This window comes from Chryseobacterium cupriresistens (genome assembly GCF_046614675.1).
GTDB classification, from domain to species: domain Bacteria; phylum Bacteroidota; class Bacteroidia; order Flavobacteriales; family Weeksellaceae; genus Chryseobacterium; species Chryseobacterium cupriresistens.
In genome coordinates this window covers 40,896-53,564 of sequence record NZ_JBKKJT010000001.1, presented here as the reverse complement: position 1 = coordinate 53,564, position 12,669 = coordinate 40,896, and the positions used below count along the sequence as shown (strand labels likewise).

Annotated in this window: 10 protein-coding genes; 1 reads left to right on the top strand and 9 read right to left on the bottom strand. The window is 36.2% G+C overall.

The features are described from left to right. Positions 1–206: 206 nt before the first annotated feature. On the bottom strand, positions 207–1,337 hold the full coding sequence (dnaN, locus tag ACLI50_RS00250) for a DNA polymerase III subunit beta (protein ID WP_034699704.1): 1,131 nt from the start codon (positions 1,335–1,337) through the stop codon (positions 207–209). Between the two features lie 184 nt (positions 1,338–1,521). On the opposite strand from dnaN, the gene ACLI50_RS00245 reads away from it, so the two are divergent. Next, positions 1,522–1,878 (top strand): diacylglycerol kinase family protein, encoded by a 357-nt coding sequence (locus tag ACLI50_RS00245; protein WP_343638926.1) that lies wholly within the window; start codon positions 1,522–1,524, stop codon positions 1,876–1,878. 133 nt (positions 1,879–2,011) lie between these two features. Here the strand turns inward: ACLI50_RS00245 and ACLI50_RS00240 are convergent, their stop codons facing one another. The 8 genes from ACLI50_RS00240 to purB form a co-directional block, all read right to left on the bottom strand. Beyond that, positions 2,012–2,470, bottom strand: a complete 459-nt coding sequence (locus ACLI50_RS00240; protein WP_110011059.1) for a GyrI-like domain-containing protein — start codon at positions 2,468–2,470, stop codon at positions 2,012–2,014. Positions 2,471–2,798: 328 nt separating this feature from the next. After that, positions 2,799–3,131 (bottom strand): gamma-glutamylcyclotransferase family protein, encoded by a 333-nt coding sequence (locus ACLI50_RS00235; RefSeq protein ID WP_411412886.1) that lies wholly within the window; start codon positions 3,129–3,131, stop codon positions 2,799–2,801. Beyond that, positions 3,131–3,760: an SGNH/GDSL hydrolase family protein gene (locus ACLI50_RS00230; RefSeq protein WP_411412885.1), complete on the bottom strand. Its 630-nt coding sequence runs from the start codon at positions 3,758–3,760 to the stop codon at positions 3,131–3,133. Before ACLI50_RS00230 ends, ACLI50_RS00235 begins: the two co-directional genes overlap by 1 nt. Positions 3,761–4,194: 434 nt before the next feature. Beyond that, entirely contained in the window at positions 4,195–4,608 is a 414-nt protein-coding gene (locus ACLI50_RS00225; RefSeq protein ID WP_343638932.1) for a barstar family protein, read from the bottom strand. Further along, positions 4,589–8,284 carry a phosphoribosylformylglycinamidine synthase gene (locus ACLI50_RS00220; protein ID WP_411412884.1) on the bottom strand — a complete coding sequence of 1,232 codons (3,696 nt, stop codon included), beginning with the start codon at positions 8,282–8,284 and terminating at the stop codon, positions 4,589–4,591. Before ACLI50_RS00220 ends, ACLI50_RS00225 begins: the two co-directional genes overlap by 20 nt. 26 nt (positions 8,285–8,310) lie before the next feature. Then, positions 8,311–9,312 carry a PDDEXK nuclease domain-containing protein gene (locus ACLI50_RS00215; protein WP_317193478.1) on the bottom strand — a complete coding sequence of 334 codons (1,002 nt, stop codon included), beginning with the start codon at positions 9,310–9,312 and terminating at the stop codon, positions 8,311–8,313. Positions 9,313–9,542: 230 nt separating this feature from the next. Next, positions 9,543–10,514, bottom strand: coding sequence for a WG repeat-containing protein (locus tag ACLI50_RS00210; protein WP_238349602.1), 972 nt, complete (start codon positions 10,512–10,514; stop codon positions 9,543–9,545). 51 nt (positions 10,515–10,565) lie between these two features. Further along, the gene (gene purB / locus ACLI50_RS00205) at positions 10,566–11,993 is read right to left on the bottom strand and encodes an adenylosuccinate lyase (protein WP_202839428.1); all 1,428 of its coding nucleotides are present in this window, start codon (positions 11,991–11,993) and stop codon (positions 10,566–10,568) included. Positions 11,994–12,669 lie beyond the last annotated feature (676 nt).

Below are 12,669 nucleotides of genomic sequence, written 5' to 3'. Positions count from 1 at the left end.
AAAATTTGAATGTACTCCTAAAATTTCCAAACTCGCATGGATCATCTGGTTCTTCTTCGGTTCAATAGTATATCCCATGCTCAGACAATGGAAATTTTTTGGCGGATTACATTTAAATTTTCTTAACGCTCCTGATTCCTAAGTCGATTAGACCCTACAAAAAAAGCCGGAAAATTCCGGCTTTTTATTTGTATACTAAATCAATATTACAATCCGATTACCGGCATTGATAACATTAAGATATTTTCATTTTCTTCAAGACCATCAAGAGGTTCAATGATTCCTGGTCTGTTAGGCTGGGACATTTTCATGGTAATATCATCAGATCCTAAAATCGTAAGCATTTCTGTTAAGAATTTTGAACTGAATCCGATATTGATATCTTCTCCGTTGTAGTCGCAAGGAATCTGCATGTCAGCTTTATTTGCATATTCAGTATCTTCTGCATGAAGGTGAAGAATATTTCCGGAAAGCTTGAATCTCACCTGATTGGTAGATTTGTTGGACATGATAGACGCTCTTTTGATTGCTCCCAGCAACAGGTTTCTATTGATGGTCAATACATTTGGATTTTCTTTTGGAATTACCGCAGTATAGTTCGGATATTTTCCGTCAATCAGTCTACAGATCCAGATATGCTTACCAAAAGTAAATTTAGCCATATTCTCATTGAAGTCAATGGTAACGTCTTCATTGGAACTTGCCAGGATATTTTTGAAAATGTTAAGAGGCTTTTTAGGCATGATAAACTCCATCGGCTCAGCATTCATCAGGTCTGCTCTTTTGTACACCACCAATCTGTGGGAGTCTGTAGAAACGAAATTGGTTTCATTTTCTCCAAACTGGAAAAGCACTCCTGTCATTACCGGACGAAGAGAGTCGTTACTTGTAGCAAATAGTGTGTTTGTCAAAGCTTCAGACAAAACTCCTGCCGGCATCGTTACACTTTGGGAAGCGTCAAATTCCGGTAATTCAGGATAGTCATCAGCATTGTCTAATGCTACTGCGAAATTATCTTTTTCATCTAAAATCTCAAGCTGGCTTCCGGTACCTTCGGCATTGTCTTTTACAACAAATGTCAGAGGCTGTTCACCATATGTCTTGATAAAATCCTGAAAAATTTTAGCAGGAACAGCAAATTTACCTGTATCATCAGACTTTACTTCCAGGGAAGTAACAAGAGTTGTCTCGCCGTCAGATGCTGTAATGGTAACATTATTTCCGTCTAATTCAAAAAGATAGTTTTCTAAAATCGGTCTCGATTGAGAGCTTGATATTACGCCACTTACAGTTTGCAAAGCCTTCTGCAGTTCACCACTTGAAATAATAAATTTCATAGATTTATAAAATAAGTTTCTACAAATATAATAAATACATACAACAAAGAAAAGAATAATATGGAGGAGTTTTTAACAAAGATCCTTAATTTGTTTTGAACCTTGACATTATGCTTTGATTTCTGCGAAGATTCATTTTTTTATCAAAATACAAAGACTATCTTTGTGTGAAAAGTTCACAATCATGCAAAAACCTCCTATTCATAAAAGTTTTCTCAATGCTTTCAGGGGTGTTTTGATGATGATAAAAACGGAAAGGAATTTCCAGATTGAACTTCTGGCATTTTTTGTCAATCTCTTCCTTATTTTTTATTTCAACCTGAGCAACACAGACACCGCTTTGGTTCTTATTGCCTCATTCGCTGTTTTAAGTGCTGAAATTTTTAATACCGCTATTGAAAAGATCTGTGATATCATTCAACCTGATTTCGACAAAAGAATTGGCTTTATTAAGGACATTGCAGCCGGAGCTGTATTGCTGACAGCCATTGCATCTGTGATTGTCGGAGTCTTGGTGTATGGGAAATATGTTTTCAATTAAAATTAGGGAATTGTTGACAAATATTGTTTAACCACCCCGTCAAAAATTCTTTGAATTTTTGACACCCCTCCGAAGGAGGGGAATATCACGTCTTCAGTTCAAAGGTTGTGAAGGCAGGTTCTTTCACTTTTTGTTATTTTACAGCGATGAAAATATCTACTTCGGCATCTGAAGGATTTTGTGCTTTTTCTCCATACACTTCAAAATCGGCGGTAAATGTTCTGTTCAAACCCATTTGCCAGATTTTTATCCATTCGTTGATAACCAACCCTTTTGAAAGGTCTCCTTTTGGGACAAATTTCAGATAATCTCCTCCATCAAAAGAATAGCCAACCATTCCTTCCGGGATGTTATCAAGGTTTTCGACTTTACATCCAAGAACCGTTGTATAAGGTTTTGTATGGTCTTTTTCGTAATCTGTATAGATGGAATAAATGGTATTGTCTATTTTATTTGGAATTGAATTGACAATATTCTCGCTGATCATTTTCTCCCATAATACCGGAATATCTTTTCCTGCCTGTCCATTTTCATTGGTTGTTCTTACAGAGATCCCGATCACCTTAAAAGGTTCTATTTTTACGTTATTCATTTATTGATTTTTTGTTAGCACAAAGATAAAAACAGGTTGTGACAAGGGTATGTCAGTAGTTTTTTAAATTTAGGCTAAAGCCAATGGATTTATTTATAAGATAAGTGGGCTAAAGCCCAATTCCATTGAATATTAAATTGGTCATATTAGTAGAAAAGCACCTATTAAGTCTAAAAGTTACTTCATTTGCGAAATCTGCGAGAGAACATTCAAGCTTAGATTCCTTGCTTTGCCCGGAATGACAAAGACCTCGTTGAAACTTTATATGAGACAGTGGGATTGCTTCGCTTTGCTCGCAATGACAGGGGATGTTTTAAAAGATGAGAAACTATTTTCCGACATAGATAAATCCTATTTTCCCGGATTTAAAGACTGTTTCTATTCTTTTGTAATCATCTACTTCATATTCGTCTGCCTGGAGGATCTCTTCATCTGTCACGTCAAAAAGTACTCCTTCTATCTCATCCTCATTGTTTCCTGAAAATTCCAGTACAGGATGGTATTTCTGACCGCTTTTCCTCAGGACTTCAGGATCTGTGATTTCAAGCATACTTAATTTGTAGCCTGCTAAAGTATCTTTTTCACCTTGTAAGCGTCTTCCGAAGGTTTCAAGCTGTACCTGTTCTTTCTGCAGGGTTCCATAAGAAAATAAATTAGGCATTACAAATACTTTTCAATGATTGGAATTGCGATTTCAGCCATCATTCCATAGCCTTTTTCATTAGGATGCACACCGTCTGCAGAAAGCAGGATTTCTTTATCATCCAGGAAAGCAGAATAAAAATCAATATATCCCAATGAGTCTTCTGCTGCAATATTTTTCAAAATCTGATTATATGCGACAACATCTTCGTTGATTCTTTTCTTCCCTGAACTTACCACTACTCCATCTATTTTTTGAGAAAAAGGAAGAATGCTTACGAGATAAATGGTATTGGAAAACTGCCTGGCATGGGCAACAGCTTCTTTGATATTACTCCTGAATTTATCTGGTTCTACAATTTGCACTCCATCTTTTACCGCAAGATCATTGGCTCCATAACTTAGAAAAACGATATTTCCATCAGCAGAATTTCTTGCAGCCAATTCATGAGGAATTCTTTTGAGCAATCCTTCTGTGGTTTCTCCTCCTATTCCGAGATTGAACAGGATCAGTTCATCTCCGTTTCCTTCATGAAATTTCTGCAGGGCATATCTTTTCAGAATATCTACCCAGCCGCCAAAAACGCCGTCATATTCTCCATAGGTAATGCTGTCACCGAAGAACAGCCCGTAAATAATTTTCTTCATTGAACTTTATTGTTTCCTGTTTTGTTGAAGTAAAAGTATTAAGAAAAAATCGTTTAAGGGAAATAATTCTCCTCAATTTTATGTGATTTTTAACGCAAAAGACGCTCATGGTTTAACTTTTATGTTTTCGTTCGCAAGGGCGTTTCACTTAGCTATAGACCAATTTGTACCCTGGTTGAATAAACTTAGTTGAACCATTAAGATTTTTGAAGGAATAAAGAATTATTAAGGCAACAGCTAAAGCTATTATGAAGCAGAATTCCCTATTCATCGGCGATGAATCTTAACTTTTCTTACAATCTTTATTATTCTTAATGGTTAAATTTTTGACGCAAAGGTTTTATTGTGAGTATGTTTATCCAAGGAAGCAAAGAATGAATCAACAAGTTGATTGGATGAAGCTGATATAACAAAATTACTTATTACTCATTACATCATTCTAATGTCAGCGTAATATTCGTATGTGATTCTATAATTTCCACCAGAATTTCAAAAAGCGTCTGGCCTTTCCCTTCAGTCAATTCATCTAATTTTCGCTGAATTAATTCTATATTGAAGGGTTTTCCCTGTCGGATTTTGTTTTCGTAGAATTCACGGGTAGCCTTAAAGCCTAAGTCTTCTTTTGACTTTTCTGCTTCTTTCCAGATGATTTCAATTTTTTCTTTGCCTTCAATCACTCCGAAACCTCCGTAGAGAATATCATCAAAGCCATCTAGTGTTCCTACTTTCCAGTCTGTATCCTTCATGAGAACGTTGGAAGCTTCTTCGTAGAAACCTCCTAAAGACGAAAAATGACCGCCATGGATGACGATCATTTTTCTTGTATTGTTATTTGAAGTATTCAACACCGTTTTTGAATATATTGTGATAATTCGCGGTTGGTATATTCTTCATGAGACCTTCTGCAAAACGTTCCGGGTGCCCCATTCTTCCGTAGATTTTTCCACATGGACTAGTGATTCCTTCGATTCCGAATAAAGAGTTATTAGGATTGAATGGCATTCCGTGAGCAATGTTTCCATCAAGATCAATATATTGAGTAGCAATCTGCCCGTTTTCATACAATTTCTTAATCTCTTCTTCTGAAGCCATGAAACGTCCTTCTCCGTGGGAAATCGGAATTGTGAAAGTTTGTCCTTTCATTCCTTTTAACCAAGGGCTTTCGTCATTCACTACTTGTACTGTAACCATCTGAGAGATGTGTCTTCTGATGGCATTATGAGCTAACGTTGGAGAGTTTTCATCCAGATCTTTGATTCTTCCGTAAGGTAACAATCCTGATTTCACCAATGCCTGGAATCCGTTACAGATCCCGATAATCATTCCATCTCTGTCTAATAATTCGTGTACTGCATTTTTCATTTTTTCGTTTTTCAGAACGTTAACGATGAATTTTGCAGAACCATCCGGTTCATCACCCGCAGAGAAACCTCCTGAGAAGGCCAGAATCTGAGAAGTTCTGATCTCTTCTACCCAGGCATCAATGCTTTCATCCAATAACTGGTGATTGATATTGATTAAAGGCAAGCTGCTAACTACGGCACCTTCTTTCTGGAATGCATTCAGCGTGTCGTACTCACAGTTAGTTCCCGGGAATACAGGAGCAAATACTTTCGGCTGTGCAATTCCGTGTTTTTTAATGATGATATTTCTTGGATGGATTGAGTTTGATTTTTCATCAATTTCAACCGTGATCTTTTCTTTTTCTAGTGTTGGGAAGAGATTCTCAAATGTATTGGTATATGCGGCTTCGAGGTTCGTGATTCGGGTTTCGAGATTATTAATCTTTAAAATCCCTGAATCTTTTACTTCTCCGATCAACTGAAGAGCAGCTGAGCTTAATTCTTCTTTAGCTTCAATGATCAGGCTACCGATATTTTTAGCCAATAAAACAGCTTCATCAGCATTGATTTCAACACCTAATCTGTTTCCGAAGCTCATTTTTGCTAAAGCTACAGCCAAACCTCCTTCTTTCACTGTTTTTACAGAAACAATTTTTCCTGCTTTGATGTTTTCAAAAATGAATTCAAAAACTTCTTTTAAAGCATTATAGTTTGGTAGTCCGTTTTCCTGAGCAATGTGATTGAAGAAATACAGTTTGTTTCCTGCGCTTTTCAATTCAGGAGAGATGATATTTTCTTTATCTCCGTTGGCACATGCAAAAGAAATCAAGGTCGGCGGAACATTCAGATCCTGGTAGGTTCCACTCATGGAATCTTTTCCTCCAATGGCTGCAAGACCTAAATTGATCTGCGCATCGTAAGCTCCTAAAAGTGAAGCCAAAGGTTTACCCCATTTTTCAGGGTTCTGTCCCAATTTTTCAAAATATTCCTGGAAGCTTAGTCGGATGTTTTTATAATCGCCTCCCATCGCTACAATCTTCGCTACACTCTCTACTACGGCGTAAGATGATCCTAACAGGGAGTTTTGTTTTGAGATTTCAGCATCGAATCCCCAGCTTGCCAGAGAAACAGTTTTTATATCTTTTGCTCCTAAGATCGGCAGTGTCTGCACACTTCCTTCCATAAGGGTCTGCTGATATTTCCCTCCTAAAGGCATAGCTACTGTTGTTGCCCCGATTGAAGAGTCGAACATTTCAAGCAATCCTTTCTGAGAAGCTACATTTTTATCTTTTAAGATGTTCAGGAAGTTTTCTGCTGTGAAAGCTTTTGTTTCTTCTTTTACTTCTTCAAGGTGAGTGATTTTCACTTCCTGAGACTTTGAACATCCGTTGGTATCTAAGAAAGCTCTTGAAAGGTCTACAATTTTGTCTCCTTTCCAGAACATCTGCATTCTTCCTGAATCTGTCACTTTTGCTACTTCTACGGCAACAATGTTTTCAGCTTCACAGAATCTGATGAATTTTTCTTTATCCTGAGGATCCACAACTACCGCCATTCTTTCCTGAGATTCGGAAATAGCCAGTTCGGTACCGTTTAATCCTTCATATTTTAATGGTAATACATCAAGGTTTACTTCTAAAGAGTCTGCAATTTCACCGATTGCCACAGAAACTCCTCCAGCTCCGAAGTCGTTTGATTTTTTGATCAGCTTCGTTACCTCAGGATTTCTGAATAATCTCTGGATTTTACGCTCTTCTACAGCATTTCCTTTCTGAACTTCCGAACTCATGGTGTGGATAGAAGTTTCGTCCTGCTCTTTTGAACTTCCGCTTGCTCCTCCTACTCCGTCACGACCTGTTGCACCTCCTAAAATGATGATTGAATCACCGTTAGCAGGTTTCTCACGTCTTACCCAATCTACAGGAACGGCTCCGGTTACGAAACCAACTTCCATTCTTTTAGCTTTATAGCCTTCGTCATAGATTTCAGAAACCATTGTGGTAGCAAGACCAATCTGGTTACCGTAAGAAGAATATCCGTTGGCAGCCTGCTTTGTAATCGTTTTCTGAGGTAATTTTCCTGGTAATGTCTTATCTACAGATTCCAAAACATCTGCAGCACCCGTTAATCTCATGGCCTGGAAAACAAAAGATCTTCCGGATAACGGATCTCTGATTGCCCCTCCCAAACAAGTAGATGCCCCACCGAAAGGTTCAATTTCAGTTGGGTGATTGTGCGTTTCGTTTTTGAATAGTAAATACCAAGGTTCTTTTTTACCGTCGTATTCTGCTTCGATCTGAATGGTACATGCATTGATCTCATCAGAAATAACAAGGTTATCAAGATTCCCTGTTTTATGGAAATATTTACCGCATACTGTTGCCAGGTCCATTAAGGAAATTGGCTTCAGCTCACGGCCTAAGAATTTTCTTTTTTCGATATAATCATTGAAAATAGTTTCCAATGTGTGTTTGAACTGACCTTCAAACTGAATGTCTGACAATTCTGTCTCGAAAGTAGTGTGACGACAGTGGTCGCTCCAATACGTGTCTAATACTTTTAATTCTGTTTCCGTAGGATTTCTTTCTTCAGTTTTGAAGTATTCCTGAATGAATTTCAGGTCATCCAATCCTAATGCAAAGCCGTGGTTGTTATAGAAGTTCTCAAGTTCTGCATCATTGAAATTGATAAAATTTTCGTGGATGATTACTTTTGACGGGGTTTCATCTGCAGGAATATCCAGAATGGATAAGTCTTTTTCCTGAGATTCCACTTTGTTGATCAGAAGGTCTTTGATTTTAATCAAATCAGCTTCAGAAACTCCTTCAAATTCGATTAATTTTCCACTTCTTACTTTTGATTTTTCATTTTCAGTCAGCAAAGCGATACACTGCTGCGCAGAGTCTGCTCTCTGATCATACTGTCCCGGCAAAAATTCCATTCCGAAATGAATAGCCTTTGCAGGGTTTTCTGTATGTAAAATATCAGTAACAGGGTCTACGAAAGTGTTGTTTACCACTTTTTCAAATTCTCCGTCGTTCAGATTGAAAATATCATATACATTGTATACTTTCACACTTTGAACTGCCGGGACAACCGCTTTTACTTCATCAAAAATTTTTGGACTTTCAACATCGAAAATTCCTCTTTTTTCTACGAAAATTCTTTTGTTATTAGACATTAGATGTCAGATTTTTAATATTAGATTTATTTTTTATTTTCAAATTTATTTCTTGCTATCTCTATTGAACGATGCAATTTTTCAAGCAAAACTTTTTCTGAAGGTAAGATAAGTAAATATTCTGCTACTTTTATATTATCCCCTTCCAGATTCATGAGTTCTATATGTTCGGAATTTTTCCCGGAACAAAGGATTAAACCAATGGGAGGGTTTTCACCTTCTACTTTTTCATATTTATTAAGGTATGAGAGATAAAGCTCCATCTGCCCTTTATGGCTGGCTTCAAATTCACCTAATTTTAGTTCGATAACGACTAAAGATTTTAGTTTCCTATGATAGAAAAGCAAATCCAGGTAGTAGTCTCTATTATCTATTGTGATTCTTTTTTGTCTTGAAAGAAATGCAAAATCACTTCCCAACTCAGAAATGAATTTTTGAAGTTCCACGATAATGGCTTCTTCTAAATCTTTTTCAGAAAATGTATCTTTCAATTCCAAAAAATCAAGAAAATAGGGATCTTTAAAAACCAAATCAGGGTTTGAAATATTATTTTCAGACCATTTTTTCAGTTCTTTATCTATTATTTCCTCAGGCTTTTTGCTTATTGCTGTTCGTTCAAAAAGCAGAGAATTGATTTTCTCTCTTAAGACTCTGACACTCCAATTTTCAATTTTACAAACTTCAAGATAAAAGTTTCTTTTAGTATCTTGTGAAATAGGAATGAGAAGCAGAAAGTGAGTCCATGATAATTGTCGCATCGCTGATGCGACAATATTAAAATCACTAAAAACAGACGCAAACTGCATCATTTTTCGGATATTTTTCTCAGAAAATGAATTTCCAAATTCTAACGTAAGTTGTTGAGAGATTTGTACAATAACTTCTTTACCATACTCTGCCCTCTTATTATCTAAAACATCTTCATTTATTCTTTTTCCTATTTCCCAGTACAAAACCACCATTGCCGAGTTTACCTGAGCAGCGACCTGACTTCTTGTCTTGTCTACCAGCTCCTTAAGATCGGTCATTAATTGTTGATGATTTTGATTCTGTAACATTATTAAAAATTAGATGTCAGATTTTTAATATTAGATTTATTTTTCTTTTTTACTTTTTCTGAGTTAAAGTTTTTTTCTTTAAACCCATCTATATTGGAAATTTTTGAAAGAGATTTTCTTCCCAATCATTATTCTGTACAAATTTAAAGGAATAAGTCATATGTTCTTCAAATTTGAACTGCCGAATTTCCAATTTTATATTATTTATTGATAAATTTATTCGGATTATCCTTATGTTCTTTCTGAAAGTCTTCTGCATTTTTTATTTCTTCTTTCAGCCAGTTTTCAAAAGGAACTTTCTTTTCATTAAAATCCTCAATGGCATAAAATGTTTTTCCATCTTCTGAAACCAGGAATTTGAAACGGTACAGCATATCCAAATCTTTCTTCTTGTGATTATAGGTATTCACCTGATAATACGGAAAGTTTTCTTTTGGTCTTTCTACGATTTCAAAAAAAAGATTCTTTTCTTTTTCAGACAGTTTACTGTAAAAATTTACATAATAAAGATCTGATAATTTTTTCTTCTGCTTTTCAAAGAACTGAAGGATATTCTTCTCCTTTTCATTATACTGAAACTGATTAGGATAATATTTACCATCTATTTCAACATCCTTTTCTGATGGTTTTGCCAATGGCTGAACCGTTTCTCCTTTGACATTCATCACGCCCCATTTTCCTCCTACAATGGATCTGTGCTCGTCATTTGTTTTTTCCCAGTCACAGCCGTCACAAAATGCAGCATATCCATAATTAAAAGGAAATGCAAAATCGTGCTTAGCTACAATAACAGTATTCCCGTTTCGGTCTGCAAATCCTACTTTACCATTTTTAACCAATCTTCTCAGTCCTTCAGAGAAATAATCTGCCCCATTGTCAAAAAGGAAAGGCTGATACAGGAATTTCCCATTTCTGTCATACACATAGCCCCATGCATTTTTCTCCGGTTTTTCACCTTCTTTACTGCCATCAAAAAGAATGGTTTCCCCTTCTACAGGATCTCCATCTTTTAGAAATGAAAAGATTTTGAACTGTGCAGGAACAATTATTTTTCCTGCTTTATCTTTTACTCCTACTAAAGAATCTTTGGATTTGAAATAATGTAAATCTTCTTTAGTCTGAGAAAAAGAAATGACTGGTGTTAATATAATGGTTAGTAGTAGTTTTTTCATATTAGTTGGAGTGGGAAATAAAATATGCAGCCGAAAAGACTGCATATTGTTTTATACTTTAAGATCAGCTTCCAATCCTATTAAGTCTTTGTTTTGGTCTATAATCGGCTGTACCTCGTTCTTGACGAATTCTTCCGTCTGGATCGGCGCGAAACCAATAAAGTTTTTAGGATCTAAAACTTCTTTCAGTTTTGATTTGTCTAGTTTTAAAGAATCATCATTTAAGATTCTTTCGATAAGGTCGTTTTCTTTTCCTTCTTCTTTCACTTTCTTTGAAGCTTCCATAGAGTGAACTCTGATCACCTCGTGGATTTCCTGACGGTCACCACCTGCTTTTACTTCTTCCATGATGATATATTCTGTCGCCATGAAAGGAAGCTCTTCCATAATGTGCTTGTTGATTCTGTTTGGATATACTACAATTCCGTTCAGAATGTTGTTCCAGATCAAAAGAATAGCATCCACGGCTAAAAACGCCTGAGGAATGGTTAATCTCTTGTTGGCAGAGTCGTCCAATGTTCTTTCAAACCATTGTGTAGAGGCCACCATTGCAGAACTTGTCGTCAGAGACATTACATATTTTGCCAATGCTCCGATTCTTTCGCTTCTCATTGGATTACGCTTGTAAGCCATCGCCGATGAACCGATCTGGTTTTTCTCGAATGGTTCTTCAATTTCCTTAAGGTTTTGAAGTAGACGTAAATCGTTTGTGAATTTATGCGCAGATTGTGCAATATTTCCTAATAAAGCAACTACTTTCGCATCAATTTTTCTATCGTAAGTCTGTCCGGAAACTCCGAAAACTTTATCGAAGCCGAATCTTTTTGAAAGTTCTTTATCTAGGTGTTTTACTTTGGAATAATCACCGTTGAAAAGCTCAAGGAAACTGGCAGCTGTTCCTGTTGTTCCTTTTACTCCTCTGAAACGAAGGGTTTCAAGGAAGAAATCCAGTTCTTCGATGTCAAGAACCAAACTCTGTAACCAAAGTGTAGCTCTTTTCCCAACTGTTGTCAGCTGAGCCGGCTGGAAGTGTGTAAACCCTAAAGTGGGAAGGTCTTTATACTGAATAGCAAAGTCTGCTAAGTTCTTCATGACGTTAACCAACTTTTTCTTTAAGATTAAAAGTCCGTCACGGATCTGAATTAAGTCTGTATTGTCTCCTACAAAAGCTGAAGTAGCTCCCAGGTGGATAATTCCTTTTGCTGAAGGCGCCACATCCCCATAAGCGTGAACGTGAGCCATTACATCATGACGGAATTTTTTTTCATACTCTGCTGCTTTCTCATAATCGATGTTTTCAGCATTAGCTTTTAACTCAGCGATCTGCTCGTCTGTAATTTCAAGTCCAAGGTCTTTTTCGATTTCAGCAAGAGCTATCCAAAGCTTTCTCCAATTCTGGAATTTGTTATTGTGTGAGAAGTTAAATAACATTTCTTCACTGGAGTAGCGCTCTTCCAATGGATTTTTGTAGGAATTCATTCGTTCTTTTACTTTTTAGATGTACAAAAATACGGTTTTTCATTGAGAGTTGAAAATCCAGATCTGATGATTTTCATTCATAATTTATACTTATACTTTTGTCTTGAAATCGAAGATTCGACATAGCCAAACAAAAGTATACAAAAGTTCAAGACTGGAATTATCCGCTAAAAATTTAAATGGAATCCTAAAATTTCCAAACTCGCATGGATCATCCGGTTCCGCTTCGGTTCTGAGCAAGTCCCATGCTTAGACAGTGGAAATTTTTTAACGGATTACATTGAAATTTATAACCATGTTCTAGGTGAGACTAGCTGCCGAACCTTTTCTTTTTAATATATCGCAGATAGAAATATAGGATTATAGAAATTAGAATTGCAATGACTATTTTCAGATATACACGAAGAGGAATGTTGTGACTGCTGGCTAATACCATTAATAAATAAAAGACACAGATTAAAAAAGAAGTAAAACAAATAATTTGTAAAATATTTAATATGATTTTCATTTATACTTTTGTCTTGAAACAAAAGTATACAAAAGTTCAAGACTGGAATCATCCGCTAAAAATTTAAATGGAATCCTAAAATTTCCAAACTCGCATGGATCGTTCGATTCTGCTTCGCTTCTGAGCAAGTCCCATGCTCAGACAGTGGAAATTTTTTAACGGATTACA

Coding starts and splice junctions, on each gene's coding strand:
- ACLI50_RS00210 (WP_238349602.1), bottom strand. CDS start 10,514: ATGAAAAAACTACTACTAACCATTATATTAACACCAGTCATTTCTTTT.
- ACLI50_RS00240 (WP_110011059.1), bottom strand. CDS start 2,470: ATGAATAACGTAAAAATAGAACCTTTTAAGGTGATCGGGATCTCTGTA.
- ACLI50_RS00230 (WP_411412885.1), bottom strand. CDS start 3,760: ATGAAGAAAATTATTTACGGGCTGTTCTTCGGTGACAGCATTACCTAT.
- ACLI50_RS00235 (WP_411412886.1), bottom strand. CDS start 3,131: ATGCCTAATTTATTTTCTTATGGAACCCTGCAGAAAGAACAGGTACAG.
- ACLI50_RS00220 (WP_411412884.1), bottom strand. CDS start 8,284: ATGTCTAATAACAAAAGAATTTTCGTAGAAAAAAGAGGAATTTTCGAT.
- ACLI50_RS00245 (WP_343638926.1), top strand. CDS start 1,522: ATGCAAAAACCTCCTATTCATAAAAGTTTTCTCAATGCTTTCAGGGGT.
- ACLI50_RS00215 (WP_317193478.1), bottom strand. CDS start 9,312: ATGACCGATCTTAAGGAGCTGGTAGACAAGACAAGAAGTCAGGTCGCT.
- dnaN (WP_034699704.1), bottom strand. CDS start 1,337: ATGAAATTTATTATTTCAAGTGGTGAACTGCAGAAGGCTTTGCAAACT.
- purB (WP_202839428.1), bottom strand. CDS start 11,993: ATGAATTCCTACAAAAATCCATTGGAAGAGCGCTACTCCAGTGAAGAA.